Source organism: Pseudomonas oryzicola, from assembly GCF_014269185.2.
Classification (GTDB): domain Bacteria; phylum Pseudomonadota; class Gammaproteobacteria; order Pseudomonadales; family Pseudomonadaceae; genus Aquipseudomonas; species Aquipseudomonas oryzicola.
In genome coordinates this window covers 3,240,523-3,262,210 of sequence record NZ_JABWRZ020000001.1, presented here as the reverse complement: position 1 = coordinate 3,262,210, position 21,688 = coordinate 3,240,523, and the positions used below count along the sequence as shown (strand labels likewise).

General features: G+C 60.8%; 16 protein-coding genes. 3 read left to right on the top strand and 13 right to left on the bottom strand.

Annotated features, from left to right (window positions below; genetic code table 11):
* The 13 genes from HU760_RS14920 to tssB form a co-directional block, all read right to left on the bottom strand.
* The gene (locus HU760_RS14920) at positions 1-2,991 is read right to left on the bottom strand and encodes a T6SS effector BTH_I2691 family protein (protein ID WP_217858972.1); all 2,991 of its coding nucleotides are present in this window, start codon (positions 2,989-2,991) and stop codon (positions 1-3) included.
* Positions 2,988-3,917: a DUF4123 domain-containing protein gene (locus tag HU760_RS14915; protein WP_186679995.1), complete on the bottom strand. Its 930-nt coding sequence runs from the start codon at positions 3,915-3,917 to the stop codon at positions 2,988-2,990. The genes HU760_RS14920 and HU760_RS14915 overlap by 4 nt, the downstream gene beginning before the upstream one ends.
* Entirely contained in the window at positions 3,914-6,082 is a 2,169-nt protein-coding gene (locus HU760_RS14910; protein ID WP_186679810.1) for a type VI secretion system Vgr family protein, read from the bottom strand. Before HU760_RS14910 ends, HU760_RS14915 begins: the two co-directional genes overlap by 4 nt.
* Positions 6,083-6,173: 91 nt before the next feature.
* Complete coding sequence (locus tag HU760_RS14905; protein ID WP_186679813.1) at positions 6,174-6,683, bottom strand: Hcp family type VI secretion system effector; 510 nt, start codon at positions 6,681-6,683, stop codon at positions 6,174-6,176.
* Positions 6,684-6,811: 128 nt separating this feature from the next.
* Positions 6,812-7,681 carry a type IVB secretion system protein IcmH/DotU gene (gene icmH, locus HU760_RS14900; RefSeq protein ID WP_186679816.1) on the bottom strand — a complete coding sequence of 290 codons (870 nt, stop codon included), beginning with the start codon at positions 7,679-7,681 and terminating at the stop codon, positions 6,812-6,814.
* Between the two features lies 1 nt (position 7,682).
* Positions 7,683-9,020: a type VI secretion system baseplate subunit TssK gene (gene tssK, locus HU760_RS14895; RefSeq protein WP_186679821.1), complete on the bottom strand. Its 1,338-nt coding sequence runs from the start codon at positions 9,018-9,020 to the stop codon at positions 7,683-7,685.
* A gap of 52 nt (positions 9,021-9,072) precedes the next feature.
* A complete protein-coding gene (gene tssJ / locus HU760_RS14890) occupies positions 9,073-9,867 on the bottom strand; it encodes a type VI secretion system lipoprotein TssJ (protein ID WP_186679823.1) in 795 nt (264 codons plus the stop codon).
* Positions 9,864-10,424: an FHA domain-containing protein gene (locus HU760_RS14885; RefSeq protein WP_186679825.1), complete on the bottom strand. Its 561-nt coding sequence runs from the start codon at positions 10,422-10,424 to the stop codon at positions 9,864-9,866. Before HU760_RS14885 ends, tssJ begins: the two co-directional genes overlap by 4 nt.
* Positions 10,421-11,437 carry a type VI secretion system baseplate subunit TssG gene (gene tssG, locus HU760_RS14880; protein WP_186679827.1) on the bottom strand — a complete coding sequence of 339 codons (1,017 nt, stop codon included), beginning with the start codon at positions 11,435-11,437 and terminating at the stop codon, positions 10,421-10,423. Before tssG ends, HU760_RS14885 begins: the two co-directional genes overlap by 4 nt.
* A complete protein-coding gene (gene tssF, locus HU760_RS14875) occupies positions 11,401-13,167 on the bottom strand; it encodes a type VI secretion system baseplate subunit TssF (RefSeq protein ID WP_186679834.1) in 1,767 nt (588 codons plus the stop codon). The genes tssG and tssF overlap by 37 nt, the downstream gene beginning before the upstream one ends.
* A 3-nt stretch (positions 13,168-13,170) precedes the next feature.
* On the bottom strand, positions 13,171-13,581 hold the full coding sequence (gene tssE / locus HU760_RS14870; RefSeq protein WP_186679835.1) for a type VI secretion system baseplate subunit TssE: 411 nt from the start codon (positions 13,579-13,581) through the stop codon (positions 13,171-13,173).
* Positions 13,578-15,068, bottom strand: coding sequence for a type VI secretion system contractile sheath large subunit (gene tssC / locus HU760_RS14865; protein WP_186680001.1), 1,491 nt, complete (start codon positions 15,066-15,068; stop codon positions 13,578-13,580). Before tssC ends, tssE begins: the two co-directional genes overlap by 4 nt.
* 16 nt (positions 15,069-15,084) lie before the next feature.
* Positions 15,085-15,588: a type VI secretion system contractile sheath small subunit gene (tssB, locus tag HU760_RS14860; protein WP_186680009.1), complete on the bottom strand. Its 504-nt coding sequence runs from the start codon at positions 15,586-15,588 to the stop codon at positions 15,085-15,087.
* Between the two features lie 362 nt (positions 15,589-15,950).
* On the opposite strand from tssB, the gene vasI reads away from it, so the two are divergent.
* Genes vasI through tssM form a run of 3 tightly spaced genes read left to right on the top strand, consistent with a single transcriptional unit; the run spans position 15,951 to position 21,642 of the window.
* Positions 15,951-16,571 (top strand): type VI secretion system-associated protein VasI, encoded by a 621-nt coding sequence (vasI, locus tag HU760_RS14855; protein ID WP_367615773.1) that lies wholly within the window; start codon positions 15,951-15,953, stop codon positions 16,569-16,571.
* The gene (gene tssA, locus HU760_RS14850; protein ID WP_186679844.1) at positions 16,559-18,025 is read left to right on the top strand and encodes a type VI secretion system protein TssA; all 1,467 of its coding nucleotides are present in this window, start codon (positions 16,559-16,561) and stop codon (positions 18,023-18,025) included. The genes vasI and tssA overlap by 13 nt, the downstream gene beginning before the upstream one ends.
* Complete coding sequence (gene tssM, locus HU760_RS14845) at positions 18,022-21,642, top strand: type VI secretion system membrane subunit TssM (RefSeq protein WP_186679852.1); 3,621 nt, start codon at positions 18,022-18,024, stop codon at positions 21,640-21,642. Before tssA ends, tssM begins: the two co-directional genes overlap by 4 nt.
* Positions 21,643-21,688 lie beyond the last annotated feature (46 nt).

The window sequence follows — 21,688 nt, the reverse complement described above, 5'->3', positions numbered from 1 at the left end:
TCAGCGCTCTAGATGAAAGGTTGCAGAAATCTCATTGTTTTCATCCAACCCTTGATTGGCCCTATAGGCTAGGTGCAGTGAGACATGTCTTTGATTGGTTAGCGTGGTTTTGAAATGTAAAACCAAACCAGCGTCGACGATGAAGCCGGTTGGGATGAGTGGAAACACGTCTACGCCCCGATCATCAAAAAAGCCACTCAATTTTCCGGACCATTCGCTCACCCCAGTTACGAAACCCGGTAGAAGTACTGTAAACTCCACGGTTGGTTGAAGCGTGGCAACTTCGTTAGATGTGATAGCTGTCCAGTTTGGCAGCGTCCAGTGGTCGTTCTGATGCCACCGAGTGTCAACTTCAGTTATGCCAAGTGATCGGGCTTGCTCGGCTGATAGGAGTTTTGGTCCATAATGCTCGTTGTGCCAAGTTTTAATTTCAGCATGCAGCGATGGGAATGTAGGCAGTTTTTTTTCATGATCCAACATGATTCCAGGGCGGACTTCGCCATCGTTATGGCGATTGCCGAAGATGCCACGTGCTGCCCAAAGCTCTATTGGACTGTGAAGTCGCTCATGTGCCTTGGTGTGCAGGTATAGACCCCCTGCAATGATGGCTGTTCCGACAAGTACAAGGGCAGCTGCGGCCCATCCGGCGAAGGGCACAACCAATGTTGCACCCGCAACAGCAAGTCCAGCCTCAAGAACCACAGCAGAACCAATAGCCATGGTAAATCCACCAGCCATTGTGTATCTCCCAGCAGTAGAATCACCGTTATCGAACTGGCGCAGCCCCTTGGCGCCATCAGAGAATAGGCCAAATGCTATTGCCGGATATCCTGCTAAACGCGCAAAGAGATTACTGCTCAGGTAGCTAATGAACCCATTGCCAAACGCCATTCCTGGCGCAGTCGAACTCAATCTCATCATCACGGCTTTCTGCGTTGCGCGCACGCTGACCAATGTCGACGCGGCCGCACCGATAACACCGAAAATCGATGAAGCGAAGCCCGTGGTGTATTCCGGCGCATCACTTTTCTGCAGGCTGTTGTAGGCCGTCTTCAGCGATAACACGTTGAACCACAGCATCCCGGCGTTCAACCCGCCGCCAACGCTGGATGTCAGCAACCCGAGGAAGTTGGGTTTCACCCGTACGGTAGTGGTCATTTCAACTGAAATCGTCCGGCTCCCCGAGATCCGCAGGCGCTTCATTTCCTCCACCTGCGCCATGCCGCTTTTCAGGTACTTCTGCACCTCCTGGCTGAATGGATTTTCCCTGATCGCCTGGTCGGTAATCCGATAGCGTGCCGCCAACAGCCCGAGTGCCTTCTCGGCATTGGCTTCACCTGCCGCCAGCAGCACTTGCTGGCGCAGGCCACGGCTGGCATCCCAGCGAGTCTGCCCGCGCAGGCGCTTGAGCACCACGGTGTTGACCGACTGGGCCGTCAGGTCGGTGATGTCGGCCATGGCCGGAAAACGCCCGGCCAAGCCTTCGATCACGTTGTCGCTGGCGCCGAGCAGGCTGCCGATCGCGTCGGCCTTGTCCTTGAACGGGTTGAACGGGGCGAGGGCGGTGTAGAGCGGGCTGTCGTGCTGGTCCAGCCACTGCTCCAGGCGCTTGAAGCGCCGGTCCTGGTCTTCGGTACCGGGAGCCGGCTGGGCCATCGGCTGGATCAGCAGCGCCAGGGAAATTTCCAGCCCGCGGGCAGAGGTGAGTTCGTCGCGGTCGTAGCAGGCCAGGGCGGCGGCCAGGCTGTAGGGATCGTCGATATGTCGGGGTTCGGCGGTTGCCAGCCAGGTGTCATGGTCGTGGCTGGCTTGCAAGGCCTGGCTGCGCAGGGCGCCGATGCGCTGCTCCAGCTCATCGCGTTCGGCGAGGAAGCGCAGGTAGCTGGCGCTATCGAGGCGCTGTGCCAGACGCGCGCCGTGGGGTGAATAGTCCTCGTGGGTGAGGGCCTGGAAACGCGAGGCCGAGGGCGACAGGGCAGGCCCGCGACGTTCCGTGCCCAGCCGGAACGCGGCCAGCTCCGGAGATGGCGCATCCGCCGGATACAGGCTTACCAGGGTCTTGTCCAGCAGCACGGCGACCAGGTTGCGGTGGTGGAAGTCGCGGCTCTGCGGGCTCAGCTGTTCGGCATCCAGCCGATAGCAGGCCGGTACCCGTTCGTGCTCGGGGCCCTCTGCGGGTTTCAGGTGTGGCAGCTGCTCGGCGGGCATCAGGTCGCGCAGTTGGTGCTGGTAGGCGGACACCGACAGGCTCAGGTCCAGGGCCATGCCCTCGGCGTCGGCGAGCGCGACCACCACCGGGACCTTCGGCTGGGTGTAAGGGTAGTGCCGGCCGATGGCCACAAGGTTGCCGATGGGCAAGGTTTCGCTGAGCGGATCGCTGCTCCAGGTCAGGGGCATGCGCCGCGCGGCGGGCTTGAAATCTTCAACCCAGGTGGGCAGGGCACTGACTGGCAAGACATGCGGCTGGCTTGACGGGGCCTGGCTGGCGCTGATGAGTTCGGCCATGTCCAGCTGGCGCATGTGCCGTTTGCGCAGGGCTGGCGAAGCGCTGATGCGGGCGGTCATGGCATTGGTCCACAGGTGCGGGCTGTAGCCGACCCACACTTCGCTGGCGGTATCGGGGCAGGTGTCGGCCCAGACCCAGCCCAGGGTACGGCTGGACAGGTAGCGATCGCGCAGGTGGTAGCCCTCCAGGCCGCGATAGCGCAGTTCCTTGTAGAGGCCTGCGCCGAGGTACTCGTGGATGACCAGCTTCTGGCCCAGGGGGCCTTGCATGAACACATAGACATAGCCTGGGCGCAGGGCGCGCAGGGTGTAGGCGGAGTGCCGCAGCAGGGGGAAGCCTTGTTCCAGGTTGAAGCCGGCATCGGCATAGCGGCAGGCGGGAGCGTCGCCACTGCGCGGGACGATGGCATAGCGCACCGGCAGGATCGGGATGCGTGCGCTGCAGGCAGGGCCGGAGGTGGCGCTGCTCACGGAGGCGTCGTTCATGGGGCGGGCTCCTTGCTTTCGATCAAAGCGTGCAGTTCATGGAGCCGGCTCTGGGGTGACTCCTTCAGGTTGGTGTAGATCTTTACGGCCTGTTCATCGGTCATGAGCCACAGGTTCCTGGCGGTTAGCCTGATGAATTGCCCCGCGGTTTCTTCATCACGAAAATTGAGCGCTTTCAATTGCGGCAGCAGGTGTTCAATCCATTGCCTGATGTCCGCTAATGTGCGGCTGGCATGCTGTGGCAGGGCTACCATCTCGTGAGCCAAGGTGAGCACGAAGTGCTCATGCATGCCTGCCTGCAGCCGTTCCAGTTCGACCTTGCTCAGGGACAGTGGAGCTTGCGAGAAGGCACGTGCACTGCCCGGCTTGCGCTCGAGTGTCTTCCACTCGTGGGCCGGTCCCCAGTTCACTCGCCAGGCCAGTGATGTCACAGGCCCGAGCCAATCGGCCCGATGGTCGTCATCCAGTGCATCCAGCCAGGCTGCAAGGTGATCCGGTCTGAACTGGAACGTGGCCAGCCCCTGGTCAGGAAGCGAGACCTGTACCAGGCTGGTGAAATGGTCTGCCAAGCCACCGAGGCCAATATCGGCATCCAGCGCGATGGCACCGCCAATGGGCATCCAGGTAGCGATTGCATGGGCAAGCAGTTCGGGCGCGTCTGCCACGTCTACCAGCAATGGCCCGAAGTCGTGGCGCTCGTCCAGGGCGCTGCGCTTCCACAGCCACGCCTGCCGGGTGTTTCGGCGCACATCACTGACAAGCTCAAGTACCGAAGGGGCATAGGCCGGCACCAGCTCGCCATTGGGCAGAATCTGGGATATTGGCCGGTAGGCCCAGTGCTCGAGCGCGCTGGTCATCAGCAGCAGAAAGCGCGCACTTTCCCCGAACTGCACGCTTGGCAATGTGTTTGAGGATGTGGTTTTCATCGACCTGGCCCCCTGCGACAACGGCAGTCGGGCAACGGGCAGGAACCATCGGGGCGGCGCCCGCACTGGCGATCCAGTGGCTTGCCAGGGTCTGGAGCACCACTGATGGAGAACAGCTTGCCTGCTCCATCTGCCGATTGCAGCACCTGGCCGTTGATGCGTATTGTCGGGCTGTCCAGGGTTATGCCTGCCTCGTCGATCCGGATGGAGCCGCCAGGGCCCTGGATGACCAGCGCTTCTGCTGTACGCAGCTCATAGCGCCGGGTACGCCTGCGGATTTCGCCGCGGGCCTCCAGCTCAACATGCCCTTCCACCTGTTGCTCAAGATTGCCGCCAATGCGGGTGTGGTGGTTGGCAGCGATCTGGTCATGGCGGTGGTTGCCGATGGTTTCAACCCGGTCCTTGGCGATCTTGATTGTCTGGTTTCGACCGATAACGAGTGTGGCGTCATGGCCAATGTCGACGCGTTCATCATTGCCAACCGTTTCAGCGCGGTCGCGGCCAATCAGAATGGACTCGTTGTTATTGACCTGTTCCTTGCGGTCATTGCCGATCTGCGTGGACTCATCGTGCCTGACCACAATGTTCTGGTCTTTCTGTGCATGGATGAAGACTTCCTCCTGCCCCAGTTCATCTTCGAAGCGCAGCTCGTTGAAGCCATCGCCCTTGTGGGTCTGGCTCTTGATCGTCATGCGTGTCTTGTGCCGGGGAAGGTCGTAAGGCGGCAGTTGATCTGCGCAGTAGGTACGTCCGGTAATCACCGGCTGGTCGGGGTCGCCATTGACGAACTGGATGATCACCTCCTGGCCGATCCGGGGGATGGCCATCGAACCCCAGCTGCCACCCGCCCAGCCTTGCGATACCCGCACCCAGCAGGAGCTGGACGCGTTGTTCTGGCTTTCACGGTCCCAGGGAAAGCTGACCTTCACCCGGCCCCACTCATCGCAATGGATCTCTTCGCCGGGCGGGCCGACCACCGTGGCCATGTGCGGGCCATCGACGCGAGGCCTGGCCAGCGGTGCAGGGCGCCACTCGCTTCTGCCAGGGACCAGCGTCGCGGTTTGCTGGTAGCGGGTGCTCTGGTCGGTGCCGGCGGCTTCTTCCTGCAGGCTGGTGAACTGGCTGCCGGTGTGGCTGACCGCATTCACCCGCCAATGCACATTGAGGTCGTCTCGCGGGTGGCCGGCAAGTGTGAAGCTCAGGCCAGGTTGCAAGCGCGGGTCGTCGCCTTCGACTTCGGCAATACGTACATCGTGACGCAATGCGGTGATGCGGTGTTCGGTAAACGGCTTGCCGACGGCATCTGACTTGTAACGGCCCGGATAATCGAAGCGTTCATAGGCGCTGGACTGGTGCTCCAGAAAAGGCCCAGAAGCGCTTTGCTCCAGGCGATAGGCCGGTTTTGTGAAGGTATAGTCGCGCTGCACCTGGCGGGCGGTACGCACTCGCTCGCTATAGCGCAAACGCTGTAAGCAGGGGCTTGCCTGGGCGCCACCGCCATGCGATCGATACAGCACGCTGCGCGGCTCGCCAGGCCTGTCATCATTGAAGAAGCCTTCTTCGTCATGGCTGGCGGGGGTTGTAGCGGAGGGGATGTTCCCGAATGCAAGTACTCGGTCGGTCAGGATGAGTTTGTGATTGTTTTCGGTATGTTCGAAGCGATAGACGAAGCCTTCTTCGGCCGCCAGGCGGGAAAAGAAAGCGAGGTCGGTTTCTCCGGCCTGGACGCAGAACTCCCGCGCAGGGTGATCGAAACCCTTGGCGATATGGTATTCAGTAATGCCTTGGCGTTTGAGCATCATTTCGAGAATCTGCGGCACGCTCTTGTGCTGGAAGATCCGCCAGTTCGAGCGAAGGCCGGCGCGGGCCAGTTGCGGTTCGACGACCGCGCTGTAGCGGGTGCGATGCGGGCCACTATCGGCTTGGCTGAACGCGCTGATCAGGCCATGGACATGCCGCACGGGGCAGTTCGCCCGGCTGATGGTGAACAATGCCGGCTTGTCGAGTAATTGCCCGAAGTCGAGGTCGTGTTCATAGCTGATGAGTTCCAGTTCCAGCTTGAAGTTTTGGCTGATACCTTCCTTGAGCGTAAAGGACACAACCTCCAGCGCAGGTCGGTAAACAAGCGGTTGGAAGCTGTAGTACAGGTCGGATTGGCTAGGCATGAGCAGTCCTTGTTCACCGTCTGATGGTACCCAGGTGCCCGGGCGGCGAAGCCGTCCGGGTCATCCAATACCCTGGACGCGTGGTTGGGGGTCAGGACTGTTGCCAGTCGTCAGACCCTTCGGTGCCGCAGATTTCGTGGCATTCCGTTATCTTTCGATAGGAAAACCAAAGTTCCACCTCTTGATGTCGCGGTGTGGAGGTGATTTCTTGTGCATGCGGCTGCTCGGTCCGCATCTTGATGATTGTCGCGTCCGTCAGTGTCGTTGTGTAATAGTGCTCGTTGGGGTCTTCGCTGGTGGCGCGAAATTGCTTGATTGTCACTTCCGGCAATAACTCTGCCTTGCAGATTGCTTCCAGTAACAGCGGCTTGGATTTGTTCGTGGTGAAGGTCACCTTGTACGGCCCATGCACACGCTTGCCAGACGGTTGGCCGTTCTGTGGGTCGATCGGTGTGTTGATCTCATGTTCGACCTTTTGCAACATGATTTCACTTTCAAACTCGGACTGATAGATATTGCCGATCGACGCCGCAGTGCTTGCGCCTTCGCTGATATCGCCTTGCACTTTGCCGGTGACTTTCAAATATGCGGGTGAGGCCATTGTGTACTCCAGATTTACACGGGTTACATGCCCTGTCTTGCACGGGCATGGCCATCGGAAACGATGGGCTTGTCAACGAGGCGGGTGCCCCGCTAATTCGTGGCAGTCGATGATGTGTTTCAGCTGGATTACTGCTGCAAAATGCCGTTGAGGGATTCCAGTACTTCGGTGGTAATCAAGTGCAGGCGATAGCTGTAGATCCCGTAGGCCACGGCCATGGCAACCAGGGAAATCACCAGGGGACTCCACCACGGCCATTGCCGGTTCATGCGGAAGTTTCGCGGCGCGACATGGGTGTAGGGGTCGCATACCGCTTCGGGTGCAGGGCCCCGTAGCTCACGAAGCATCCCGTGAAGCTGGTGGATCAGCGCGTTCAGCGTTTCTTCGCCTTTTGGCGCGATGGCATACTTGCCTTTCAGCCCCAGGCACAAGGCGAAATACATGAACTCCAGTACGTCCTGATAACGTGCGGGTTCCTGCATCAGGCGGGACAACACGGTGAAGAATTTTTCCCCACCCCAGGTTTCGTCGTGGAAGATGCTCAGCAGGGGTTCCTGGCTCCAGCAACTGTTCTTGCCCCATGGCCTTTCCATGACCGCTTCATCGATGTACAGGCACAGGGCATAGGAATAGGCGAGCGCCTGGGCGGGCTCGTAGCCATGCTGGCGGATCTCCTCCTGGATATTCTCGATCTGGGTGCGCACTTGCTGGTGCACCTTCTGGATATTGGGCAACTCGTCCAGCGTGCGCAGGCGTATGACCAGGCCGAACAGCGGTGCCGCAGCATCCAGCATGAGGTTGTCGTAGCCGCCACGCAATTGGAATTCCGGATCTGCCGGGTAGCCTTCCTCAACCTGTTCCGGCGGTGGCGTCCGCGCCGAGGCTTCCGGCTGGGCCGAAACAGCTGGCTCAGGGGGCAACGGCTTGCCGAGCACCGCCTGCAGCGGCGTGCTTTCAACACCTGTGGCATCGGTGGGGGTAGTGTTGTTGCCTTTCATCTCATTCACTCCTGATCGCCCAGAACTGCAGTTCAAGCCCAGGGAAGTCCCCTGCGATATGGATGCCGAAGCCGTTTGCCGTCTTCATGCATGCCCAGGCTGGATCACGCCGGTCCAGTTCGAAGTAGCTGAAGCCTGCATGGAAGGGCAGGTCGCGAGGCGCCACTGGCAAGGGGTTCAAAGGGATGCCGGGGAGCTGCAACGGCACCAGTTCCTCCAGGGCTTCCAGCGAAGTGATCTTGGCTTTCTGCACGAACATCTGGCGTAACACCTGCGGTTGCAGATGGGCGCCCACGGCGATAACGAAGTCGGCCCCATCGATCAACCGGCGGTCGTCCAGCGTGGCCTTCATCACGCCGTAGTCCAGCGTTTCCAGTGGCAATGACACGGCACGTGGTTGCAGTACCGTACTCAGCGCCCGGCGTAGCGTGTCCTGCAGTGGCTGGAACGAGGTGCGCAGCGCGGTGTGGCGATAGGCGGGGTATTCCTGCGGCAACCGATCGGGGTCGGTGAATGTCACGAACTCACCGCAGGCCTGGCTCATGCACAGATAGACCTGCTCGGGGTGTGTCTGGGCTTGCCTGGCCAGGTGCTGGAAGCAGGGCCACCAGCGGTTCATGGCTTGCAGCAGGTTGAAGTCGCGGATGTCGGCGATCCCCGACTGGCGCCCCCCGCCGAGGCGTGCGGCGAGGTTGCGCCCACGTTCGCGCAAGGTATTGGTGATTTCTTCCAGGAAGCGTTGCAGCGTCGGTATCGCCCGTACCGACACACAGGTGGGGTAGAACGCTTCGTCCAGCTGCAAGCTGCCGTCGGGACGACGCTCCAGGATACGTGCCAGGGCCAGGCGGGTATAGGCGCTACTGTCTTCGGTCTGGCGTTTGAGCTGCAGGTTGGGAACGGCCAGGTCGACCGAAACCAGGTCACCGTCAGCGCTATGGGTGTCCTTGATTTCGTGGGCCTGAGCGATGTAGCGCAGGTTGGCAGCGTGGTCGGGCCAACTCACTTCACGGCCGCCATTGGTGCGCAAGGGCAGGCACAGATACACCTCGCTGTCTCTCGCGCCATCATCTTCGATTTCCAGCGGTGGGGGCGGTGGCAGATCGGCGGGAATATCGAACACCGTGCCATCCGGCATGATGCCCCGGGCCCGGGTGATGGCGATTTTGCCAAGGGTCAGATATTCGTCGTTCAGCTGTAGTTCGCTGAAGCCATAAAAGGCTGCATTGAGGCTACCGAGGCGTTGCTGCAAGGCTGCTTCGCTGGCGCGGGCTGCCTGTTGAAAATGCTGCGGCTTGACGAACAGGCCTTCAGGCCAAAGGACAGGATTACGTGTACTCATGGGCACTCCATGTCAGCGCGAGTAAGCGAAACGGGAAGGGTTGCCGGCTTCATCAATCCTCTTCCTTGAGCAGGATCTGCGTGTCGTTTACCAACACCGACAGAATGATCTGGTGACCGCGTGGCGGAATGCGCAGCACTTGCTGCCAGGTGGCGTTTTCCTGGTTTCGGTAGTCGCCGATGACGGCGACGAAGCGGGTGTCAGGCTCAATCGGGGCAAAGGGGATGAACTTGAACTGGCCGGGCCGCAGCAGGTAGTCGTCATCGCGGATGTAGGTGCTGCGCAGGGCTTTGGCAGGGTTTTGCTCCAGCAACTCATAGACGCTGTTGCGTAGCAGCGAGTCGTCACGCAGTTGCAGGATCTTGATGGCGATGGGGGTCGCCACGGCCTCGCTGGCCATGGTCGTGGCACGCGGCATGGTCAGGACTACCGTCGAGTCGTCGTAGCTGCCAGGGGTACTTTCCTCCAGCGGTGAGCGAAGCGGAGCGGCGCCGTCTTCATCAGCCATCACCACGGCCGGGGTTGCAGGGAATTGCTCCTGGAGGTATTCGAACAGGGTCCCGACTTTCTCAGCCAGAACGTAAGGGTCGCTTGCGCTCAGGCTCACGGCGTAGGGGCTGGGATCCAGGGCTGTCGCCGGTTCGACGGTGGGGTCAAGGCTGTTCGGGTTGCTATTGAGGGTCGGGCTGGCGTTGATGCTGAATGCAACCGCGGTCGGGTGATCCTTGGGCGGCCCGATGGGCAGCGAAGGGTCCAGGACCACCTGGCTCACCCTGCTCATGGCGGTACAGCCAGCAAGCGCGATCAGCGCAGTGCAAAGGGCGGCGGTGAACAGACTTCGGATCATGCGCTTTCTCCTGCGATCAGGCACTGCAGCGGGTTCTCCGACGATGGCCTGGTCACTGCAACTGCATCGAGTGCCGCCAGCGGATCTTTCCCGGTGTCGCAGTTGAAGACCGAGCAGATCTCGGTGGCCGCCTGTGGCGCTGCCGGGCTGGGCTGCCAGGCCTGGGCCGAAGTCTCGGCGAGCAACTGGTCCAGTACGCTGTGGTCAGGGTTAAACAGCGCTTCCAGGCGTGCATCGGCGTGTGCGTACTGAACCAGCAGCCGATAGCTGCCGACACGAAGCTGGTCGCCCTCGACAAGCCGTCGCGCAGGGCGCTTGCCGAGGCTGACGCTGCTGTCGTTCAGGTAGGTGCGGTTACAGTGGTCAATCACACAGAAGCTGCCCTCCAGCCAGCGGATTTCGCAGTGGATGGGCGCCACGCTCTGCTCGCGGTCAGTGAGCAGCCAGGTAGCCGCTTCGCTGCCGATGGTGCCGCCCGTGCGGTCGAACCGGTGCCGCGCTGTTACGCTGTGCTGCAATTGGTCGAGATTGATGACGCTCAAGGTAAGGCTGCTCATGCGCGCCCCCGAAAGCGGACAACAGGGCTGACCCGGCCGTGGCGGTCATCGACAAAGCTGGTCCAGCCCAGGTAGGCCCCCTGGCTGCGATGCAGGCAGAATGGCGATAGCGCGTTGCGCTTCAGGCGCAGCTCCAGGTCATAGGCCAGACCATCGCGCAGCAATAGATTGATCAGCGCGCGCAAGCGGTCGAAGTTGACACCGCCCGGAAGCAGATCATGCAACTGCGTCTGGTCGATTTCGCCAATCACGATGGTGAACTTGCTGCTGCGGGTACGCGTGCGGCTGCCCAGCATGAACGTGCGGCCCAGTTCGCCATTACGCCGACCAAGGCAGGCCAATTGCTTCAGCGTGGTGGATACGGAACGCGTTTCGAACTCGCGAATATGGACCTGCTCGAGGTCGAAACAGTGGGCAATGATGCCGGCGACGGTTCCTGGCGCACGGCTGCGGCTGGCAATGACACCAGCGAAGCTGAGCAGCCGGCTCCACGGCAGCGCGGTGTTGCCCCGCAACTGCCTGTCGTTCAGGCCGAGCAGCGCAAAAATGTACTGTGAGAACCCATCGGTGGCTCCCGGCTGGAAGCGGATGTAGTAGCGGTATTTACGCCAGATGCGATGCAGCAGGCTGAGCAGGTAGTGGTTGAAGAAATCGAAGAATGCCGGGCGTATACCGATACCCTGTGCTTGTTCGTAGGCCACCTGTTCCAGGTAATAGGTCGGCAACGGCGAGTCGGTGCCGTGCAAGCCCATGAAGGTCGTGCACACGCGATAGCGCTGTTCCGGGCCGGGCATACGTTCGGCTTTGTATACGTCCGAAACCGGGAAAGTCAGCCGCGGGTCGCTGGCAAGCCGTACCCGCAACCGGGTGGCCTCGCTTGGCCAGCGTGGTTCAAGGTCATCGCCGTGCAGTCCGTACAAGCGCTCCAGCAACTGGAAGAAGTTGTACTGGTGCGCGTCGGCGAGCAATCTGTCGGCTAGATCAGTGGTTGTTTGCCGGTCTGCAGTGGCCATGTGTAGTGCTCGTTGTTGGAGATGTTGATCACTTCCAGTTGGTGGAAGGAGTTGATGCTGGCGTACAGCGCGAAGAAGTGGGCCAGTGCGCAACTGAACAGGTAGAGGTCGCCCTCACAAAGGAAGGCAGCCTGGTCCAGCTTCAGGCGGGTACGCAGCCCGCGAATGGGCTGCCCTTTTATCAGCCAGTCCAGGGGCTCTGTATGGATCTCGCGGATGCCGTCGAGGTGCTTGCGCGTGGTGCGAGCGTGCTGGATGTCGTGCAGAGCGGCGAAGTCGTACGCGCGTATCACTGCTTTCAGTGGATCGACCGATAGCAGTGACAGGTAGTTGAGTGACATGTTGGAAATCAACGCCCACTGCAACTGGCCGTCCAGCACCGGGCGATAGGGGCGCGACGGAGCGCAGATGTTGGTGTAGGTGGCGAGGGGAGGCGTAGCCTCGGTGAGCACGTTGATGTCACCGATGCCCAAAGCTAGCGGCAGGTCGCGGTTGGTGCAGGTCAGGTCGATGGACGCAGTTTCCAGCTCGCCGATATAGGTGTTGGCATCCGCGCGTACGAAGGCGATGCGGTGCGTGACGCCTTGGTCGCGCAAGGATTCTTCGAGCGTGTAGCGGTAATACAACGCCGTGCGGCCTTGCACGTGCTCGATTTCGTGGGCGAACGACTCGAATGGCCGGAAGGTTCTGAGGTGTTCGCCGATGCTCCCGTCTGCGGTGGTGCGGGTGCTGATGACCGCATCTACGCTGAAGATCTCGTGAGCGTACTGCTGCGTGCCTTTGGGCTTAAGCTCGAACTGGGCTTTGCTGCTGGACAGGTCGATGGGCTCGGCGCTGTGTTCGAACAGGTTGACCGCCGGCGTGCAGAACAGCTTGAAATCTGCTTTGCCGATACGCAGCGAATCAGGCAGCAAGCGGCAGAAGTGGAATTCGATGTCGACCTGCTTGCTTTGTTCCGCGGGCCAAAGCCTGTCCAGCCCGGTGATGGTGAAAAAATGGAAGCGCTGCGCGAACATGAAGTATTCCTGCAGGATCCGGTAACCATCAAAGACATTTTTCGGGTAGGGCAGCAGGGCTTCATCAGCGCTGAAGCCGGGGAAGGCAAGGCTGCTGGCCGGCATCCGGCGGACCTGGCCATTGACGCTGACGCAGACATGCTCGAGGTACTGCGACATCCACAGATACAACGTACGGGCGGTACGCTGGTCACCGCTGAGGTGAAAGTCGAGGCTGGTACAGCCCAGCGTATTCAATGGCCGTTCGACCAGCGTTTGCAGGCGGATGCGGACCACTGCGCTGTCGAGGGTCTGGGTTGCGCCAACCGTGTCGATTGCGAACGGATGAATGTTCACCGGCGTGCAGGTGCGAAACTCGCAGGCGACACCGTCCACCGGCTTTGAGAACAGCCTCGAGCCTTTGGCGATCTGTTGTGCCTGGCTGAGTGCCTGCATGCGTGGCGTGAACTCGATAATCGTCACGCTGGGCAGGGGCCGAAGGTAGTTGGGCCACAGCAACTGCAGCATGGGGTGGGTCAATTCCGGCAGGTCGTCTTCCAGCTTCAGCCTCAGCCTGGCTGTGAGAAATGCGAATGCTTCCATCAGACGCTCGACATCCGGGTCGCTTCCCCCGTTGCCAAGCAACCGGGCCAGTTGCGGGTTGTCCTTGACGAAATCGTTTCCCAATTCGCGCAGGTACCGCAGTTCTTCGCTGAATCTGTCCTTCAGTGACATGGTTCATCTCACTCGGGTGAAGCGGTTGTGCCCGTTGACCAGCAGTTCCAGTTGCAACTGCTCTGCCTGGTCATTGACCTGTACCTGGCAGTCCAGCCGGAAATGCAATTCCAGCGGGGTGTGATAATCGGGCACGGCTCTAAGCGCACAGACTTGTATGCGTGGTTCAAAGCGTCGGATGGTGCGGCGGATATCAAGGCTCACTTGTTCCAGCAGGTCGCCACTGCTCGCATCGTGTCCATTGAAATCCCGCAGGCCCAGTTCAGGGCTGCTCTGTGAGCAACCTTGCCGGGCGTTGAGCAGTGTTTCGAGGTGGCGCTTGATGGCGGCGATCTTGTGGAAGGCGTTCTCCTGCAGGGAGTGCCCGCCGATAGCGGATTGACCAGCCGTCAAACGATCAAAAAAGCCAGTCATTGGGTGTCGAGCCGTCCAACCAGGGAAATCTCGAAGTTCGCGCCCATGTACTTGAAGTGAGGGCGCACAGCGAGCGAGACCTGGTACCAGCCTGGATCACCGGCAACGTCCGAGACTTCTACCCGTGCAGCACGCAGTGGACGGCGGCTGCGTACATCCGCTGAAGGGTTCTCCTGGTCGGCGACGTACTGTTTGATCCACTTGTTGAGTTCGGCCTCGAGATCGCGTCGCTCCTTCCAGCTGCCGATCTGTTCGCGCTGCAGCACCTTGATGTAATGGGCCAGGCGATTGACGATGAACAGGTAGGGCAACTGCGTACCGAGCTTGTAGTTGGTCTGGGCTTGCAGCCCTTCGGGCGTCTTTGGGAAGTTCTTGGGTTTTTGCGCCGAGTTGGCCGAGAAGAACGCGGCATTGTCACTGTCTTTGCGCATGGTCAGGGCAATGAAACCCTCTTCGGCGAGTTCGAATTCCTTTCGATCGGAAATCAGCACTTCGGTAGGAATCTTCGCCTGCAACTGGCCCATGGCCTCGTACAGGTGCACCGGCAGGTCCTCGACAGCACCGCCCGACTGCGGGCCGATGATGTTCGGGCACCAGCGGTAGCGGGCGAAACTGTCGTTGATGCAGCTGGCCAGCAGGAAGGCGGAGTTGCCCCACAGGTAGTTGTCGTGGCGCCCGGCAATGTCTTCTTCGTAGTTGAAACTCTCAATCGCCTGTTCCGTGGGGTGGTAGGCGGAGCGCAGCATGAAGCGCGGGCCGGTCAGCGCGACGTGGCGGGAGTCTTCGCTTTCGCGGAAGGCACGCCATTTGGCATGGCGCGGGCCGGCAAAAATGTCCTTGATCTCCTTGAGGTTGGGCAGGTCCTCAAAGCTGCCGAGGTTGAAGAACTCTGGAGACGGCGCCGCCAGGAAAGGCGCGTGTGACATGGCACCGACCGAGGCCATGTAGCTCAGCAGCTTGATGTCGGGAGAGGAGGGCCCGAAGCTATAGTTGCCGACCATGGCAGCCACGGGCTCGCCACCGAACTGGCCATAACCTGCGGTGTAAACGTGTTTATACAGGCCGCTGCAGGTGATGTCGGCAGCATTCTCGAAATCCTCGAGCAGGTCATGCTTGCTCACATGCAAGACTTCGAGCTTTATATTTTCGCGGAAGTCCGTGCGGTCGACCAAAAGTTTGAGGCTGCGCCAGGACGACTCCAGCTGCTGGAACGCGGGCTGATGCAGAATGGCGTCCATCTGCTTGCTGAGCACCCGATCAAGTTCGGCAATCATCTGATCAACTCGATGCTTATTGACCAGTTGGTCCGGGTCATCACTTTTCAGGATTTCCGCAATAAAGGCAGAAACACCTTGGCGGGCGACCTGATAGCCCTCTTGCGCGGGTACCAACTTGGTCTCAGCCATAATCTGGTCGAGCAGGGTTGCGTTGCTCAACGTTTCGCTCGTTGTTTCAACTGCTTGGGTAGTGTCGCTTGGTCTTTGCATCGGACGCTCCGCTGTCTCAATCTTCTTGTGGTGCCGCGAGCGCCTGCTCGAGTTCTTCGGCGAGTTGTTTGCGCGCTTGCTCGTCATTCAACAGCTGTTGCAGGTGTTTGCGGAAAGTTGGCACGTTGCCGAGCGGACCCTTCAAGGCGACCAGTGCTTCACGCAACTGCAATAATTTGTTGAGCTCTGGTACCTGCCGGATAATCTGATCTGGGCTGAAATCCTTGATTGACCTGAACTGCAGGTTGACCGCCAGCTCGCTATCGGCTGCGGTGCTGAGCAGGGAGGGTACGGACATGGCCAGGCTGACGTCGGCGTCGTGCAACACGTTGTTGAATGTGTGTTTGTCGATGCGCATCACCGAACGGTCTTCAAGCGCACGGCTGTCATCCAGGCCGAAGTCGCCCAGGACAAGCATCTTGTGTGGCAACTCTACTTCGGCCTGTTCATCACGGGTAGCTGAAACGTACTTGATGTTTATACGCTCTTTGGGTGCAACGGATCCCGAATTTCTAGACATCGGCACATGGCTCTTTAGTGATATTTGTAGGATATTTCCGGAAGGCGTGTTTAATTGTTTGTTCTGTTTGTAGGAAGTTTCCTGCAGAGTATTTTCTGGCTCGCTTACTTGCCCTGCCGCCATAAAAACCATGCATGGAAACGCACCCTTTGGTCGAGGCTTAATATGTAAATAAATATTTGTTTGTATGCACGCTGTGCGATGTACTAGGCTCGTGCCGGTTTCGTTTGGAGTGGTTATGCGCGGGAGGGCGTAAGTGGGTATTCACTTGTCAGAAAAACACTGCGCATGGCCGAGCAGGCTTATGTTTTCATTGCGTGGGTAAACTTTGAATGATATTCCGCCGTACATGTTACGCAGGCGTGTCGTTGCTGTTTTGTATGCAGCCGGTGCTGGCCGAGCTTGATCGCGACTGCCCCCGGATCGTCTCCGACATCGAGCGCCTGGCTTGTTTTGACCGGGCAGCCGGTACTCCGGCACATGTGTCATCCAGAGCGTGGTCAGCGCAGGAGCAGGAAGCGCCCACGTTGATTCGGGTAATGGCAAACGAGGCTTCGCGAGCAGCCGATGACCTGACCTTTCGCATCAGCAGTGGCGGTGAAGTCGGCTCAGCAACAGCGGAGCTGATAATCTCGGCGCCTGCCATCGCCTCAACCCAAGAACGCTCCTATCTCGCCATCAGCTGCATACAGAAGATATCGCGGCTGCAGCTGATTACCACGCGTCCCATCGACGCGAGCTGGGTTACCGTGAGGCTGACAAGCGAGGGTGGCGCCACGCGCAACACGCCGTGGCGTGTAATGGAAAACGGCCAGGTACTCGACGCCGGTCGCGGCTTGCCCGCAATCGAACAGATCAGGCAACTGATCGGTGCCCACCGGATAGTGGTGGCGAGCGATCGCAGCGAGGTCGACGGGCTGGTGTTCGATGCCCAGGGCCTGGGGCCGTTGATCGCACAGGCGCGGAGTACTTGCCGGTGGTAGTGCAGACATCAGCGGATGAGGTCAGTCGGCTGCTCGCCCCGATCGATCCGACGGTCCCGGCTGGGTTGTTCGATATCGAGGATGAAACCTACCAGGCGATAGACCAGGAGATGGTCAAGCTGGGCGGGCTGCAGGAGGCGTCAATCGATTGGGCCTACATCGAAGAGGCGTCCTGCCAGTACCTGTGCCGGCAGTGCAAGCACATGCGGATCGTTGCGCACCTGAGCACCGCGTGGCTGCGCAGCGCTTGCTGGGAACGCTGGGGGTATACCCTGGCGTTGCTGGCCGGCATGGTCGAATGCTATTGGGAAAGCGCTCATCCGAAGCCGGGTCCCACAGGTTTCCTCGGCAAGCGGAAGCTGGTCGGTCTTGTACTCGGCCGCTTGATCGACGCGCTACCGCGCCTTGACCGGTTCACTTACAGCCCTGCCCATGCAGCAGCGGCGCAGGCGGCCCTGACGCGGCTGAAGCAACAGCAGGACGGCGCCCGACTCGATGCGACCGGGTTGGGCGAACTGGAACGCTTGTTACACCTGCAAGCGGAGCTGGCCACCGGTGCTGGCGAAGCTGTCGCGCCGACCCTGACTGCTGCAAGCCAGCAGCCCGTGCCACTGGCAGACGTGATCGCCATGCCAGCGCCCCGGGTTTCCATTGGCAGCGAGCGGGAAACGCGGCGTGCCGTATTGACCATGGCCGAGCTCATCAATCAACAGGATCCGTACGATCCGACCGGTTACCAGCTACGTCGTTTCGGCCTGTGGTCGCATATCCAGGCGGCGCCAGCCGTCAGGCAGCGGCACTGCACGGGCCTGATGGCGGTGCCGCCAGAGGTGATTGCGGGCTACGAAAACCTCGTGGCGGGTACTTCAGTGGATGTCGCGCTACTGCATCGGATCGAGAAGAGCCTCACGGCAGCCCCTTACTGGTTTCGAGGCAGCTTCCTGGCGGCAAGCGTAGCGTCTCAGCTGGCGCTGGACGAGGTCAGCGAGGCCATTCGCAGTACCACCGCACGTTTTGTCCAGCGCCTGCCTTCGTTGCAGCAATTGTGCTTCAGCGATGGCACGCCGTTCCTTGACGATCAAGCCCTGGCATGGCTGAACGGCTGCCAGGGTGCGTCAGCCCAAGGCGCTGCTTCCCAGGAGTTCGGCAGCCTGCGGGAGGAACTCATTGCCCAGCTTGATGGCACGGGTGTAGAGCCCGTGCTCCTGAGGTTGCAGGGAATGCAGGCGGATCTGAACTCGCCGCGTGAGCGCTCGCACACCACGCTCATCGCTGCTGATTTGCTGGCGGCACGCGGCGTGTCCTGGCTGGCCCGGGACCTATGCATCGGCGTTGCGCGGACCATGCAGCAAACCACTGCCGATGCGTGGGAGCCCGAGTTATTCCAGCGGCTCCAGCACTACACGACATCCACCGCATCGGCCGCTCAGATTAAGGATCCGGAGCCCATATGAACCCATCATGGAAACAATTGAAACGCTGGGGCTTGCACCTTTCCCGCCGTATTGGTCTGGCAATGCCGCTGCTACTTGGGCTGGGCGCCGTGCTGATGCTGATCGCCATCTGGTGGCTTGGCCCGCATTGGACGTGGCGTGAACAACAACCGCTGGCCAACGTCGCACATCGTCTTGTTGCGAGCCTGGTGCTGGTGGTGGTGCCGTTACTTGGCTGGCTCATCGTGTTGCGCAGACGTGTGCGCCGCCTGCAAACGGACCGCAAGCAGGCCGTGGCGGCCACGCTGGATCCCACGCTGCCGCTGGTTCAGGCACAGGAGCACGCGTTGAACCAGAGGCTGGCCAGCTATCTGGACAATGTTGGCGGGCGAAGCGCCTTGTATCGGCTGCCATGGTATCTGGTTTTGGGTGACGTACAGGCTGGCAAGAGCAGCTTCATCGATCGCAGCGACCAGAGTTTTTTCCTGACCCGCATCGACAGGGCCCAGGCCCGTGGCCTGCAAGCCGGGGCGCTGGCTTACCCGGTAGGCTGGTGGGTCAGCAACGACGCAGTGATCATCGACCCTCCGGGCGCCTTCATCAGCCAGGCTGCAGCGCCGGGAGCGCAGCCTGGCCCTGAGCAGCCTGGAGTTTCCCCGCCACCTGAAGCCCCGGCCAGGCTGTGGGAGCACCTGCTGGGATGGCTGCTGAACAACCGCAGTCAGAGGGCGCTGAATGGGGTGGTGCTGGTCATTGACCTGCCTGCGTTGTTGCATGGTACGTCCGACCAACGCCTGGCGTTGGCCCATGTGCTGCGCGCGCGCCTGCACGAGGTCGGTAGCCGGCTGGGCGCGCGCCTGCCGTTGTATGTAGTGCTGTCCAAGTTCGACTTGCTCGATGGTTTCGATCAGCTCTATGGCAGGCTCTCGGCTTCCAGGCGGGAGGAATTGCTCGGCTTCACGTTCAAGCTGGGTGCGGCCGGTTCGTCCGACGCCTGGCTGGACGAATACCGCAGCCATTACGACCGTTTGATCAGGCTGCTGTTCGAGCAGGTCTTCGATCAGCTTGACGGACTTGGCAGGGCGCCGGCCCGTGCGCGCTTGTTCTCCCTGCATGCGCAGCTGGTTGGGCTGAAACCGATATTGCTGTCGTTCCTGCGTGAAACGCTGGGCAGTGACCGCTTCACCACGCCCGCCCTGGTACGTGGGCTCTACTGGTCGTCGGTGGTGCAGCAGGGCGATATGCTCAACGCATTCGTCCGTGAGGCGGCACAGCCCTACAAGACAAAACTGCCCTTGCGTGAAGGCAAGGCGCAGGGCAAGGCGTTGGCATACTTCATCCAGCAGGCCTTCAGGCGCGTCATCTACCGCGAGGTCGGTCTCGCTGGCGACAACGCCAGGGTGGCTCGCAGCAAGCGCCAGTTGTTCCGCGTGGGTTCCGCAGTAGGCATGCTGGCGTTCTGTATCGTTGTCGCCAGCTGGCAGCGTCACTTCGATAGCAATGCTGCCAAGGCTGCCAGCGTACTCGCCAAGAGCAAGGAGTACAGCCACCGGCAACTGGACCAGCATCTTGACCCGACCGGGCGCAACCTGCTGGAGCCGCTGAACCAGATCCGCGATGCAGTGGCGGTGTTCGGCGACTATCGCACTGCATGGCCAGGTGTAGCCGATGCGGGCCTCTATCAGGGGCGCGCGATCGGGCCTCGGGTCGACGAGGCCTATCTGAGCCTGCTCGGCAGGCGCTTCCTGCCGGCATTGGCCAGTGGTGTAGTCGACGCGATGAGCGCCGCGCCCCCTGGCAGTGAGCAGCAGATGGCCGCGCTCAGGGTTTACCGTATGCTTGAGGATCGCCAGAACCGCCGCCCCGAATGGGTCGAGGAGTGGATGGCCCAGCGGTGGCAGCTAGCCTTCCCGGGCCAGGGGCAACTGCAGCGCGAGCTCATGCGACACCTGCAATACGCCTTGGCTTATGCCGACGCCGACCTGCCCCAGTACCAGCAACGCGTTGCCGAAGTACAGCAGGCCCTGCGCAAATTGCCCCTGCCGGAGCGAATCTATGCGGGCCTCAAGCAGCGCGCTGAGGAACAGCTGCACCAGGGCCTGGACCTGCGTTACCAGGTCGGGCCAGCCTTCGATGTGGTCTATCGGCCGGCTTCCGTTTCCATGCGCGATGATGCTGGCTTCGTGATTGCGCCGATGCTCACCGCCAAAGGTTTCCAGGCGTACGTTGAACCGCTCGGCCAGCGGTTCGTCGAAATGGCGATGATCGACCAGTGGGCGCTGGGCGAGCGCGGCCAACTCGATTATTCCGATGCCGATCGGGACGCGCTTGTTGCTCGCGTACGCAGCCTGTACAGCAGCGATTACATTGATAGCTGGCGGCGGGCGCTGGCCGCGTTTTCGCTGGTGGACTTCCGTGATCTGGAGCATGCAGTCGCAGTTCTCGAGCAAATGACCGGGCCTGCGGCACCGCTGCAACGACTGCTGGATACAGTGAAGGACAACACCACGCTGTGGTCGCCAGCAGGCGAGGAGGTGCCAGGCGAGACAGCTGTTCTGCAGCCAGCTGGCCGCGCCGCTGAACAGCAGCAGACCTTGGCCATCCAGCGCGCATTCGCCGGGCTCAGCGGCATGTTGCAGGCGACAGGCGACAAGCCGAGCGGCTATGAGGAAACCCTTGCCGCGCTGACCGCGGTTCACGCCTACGCCAAGGCGGTACAGGACAGTCCCGACCGGGGCAAGGCGGCTCTGCAGGCTGTGCGTCAGCGCTTTTCGATGACTGGGCACGACCCGATCGGCACCTTGCAGCGGCTGGCGACAGGCCTGTCGGAGCCGCTCAACCACCAACTCGGAAAGGTCGCGGAGCAGACTGCGCAGGTGCTGAACATTCAGGCATTGCTTGAGCTGGAGCGCCGCTGGGATGCTGACGTCTACAGTTTCTTCCAGCAGCGATTGGCAGGGCGATACCCATTCGTGGTGAGGGCACCTGACGCTTCCCTGGAGGATTTCGAAGCGTTCTTCGGGCCAAAGGGGCGGCTGCAGCAATTCCATGACCAGTACCTGAAGCTGTTCCTCGATGACAACCTCGAAGCCCTGCGAGCCGGGCAGCAGCAGTCGCTGATCCGCAGCGATGTGCTCGAACAGCTGGCGCTGGCGAATCGCATCCGCGAAACGTTCTTCGATCAACGCGGAAACCTGAGCGTGCAGTTCAGCATCGAGCCATTGGGGCTGAGCGCCAACCAGCGTACGAGCCTGCTGGACCTGGACGGTCAGTTGATTGCCTACACCCACGGTCCGAGTCAAATCACCGGTATCGTCTGGCCCAATACCCTGGGGCAGCAAGTGCGCAGCAACCTGACCTTGCTCAGGCAAAACGGCAACAGCAGCAGCCTGGGGTACCGCGGCCCGTGGTCGATGTTCCGCTTGCTCAGTCGCGGTGCGCTCAACGGGCGGACCGCCACCAGCGTGGACCTCAGTTTCCGGACTGGTGATGGCGTGATGCGCTATCGGCTGAACGCAGAAAAAGCCTTCAACCCCATCACGCAGCAACCGTTCAAGGGCTTCCACCTGCCGCGGGGTTTGTTGCAGCAGCCAGTCAATGTGGCGCACGTGGCGGCATCGGAGGAGCAGGCTTTATGAATCAGGGCCGGCCAGACCTCTGGTGTCTGCACGCTGCTCAATGCCC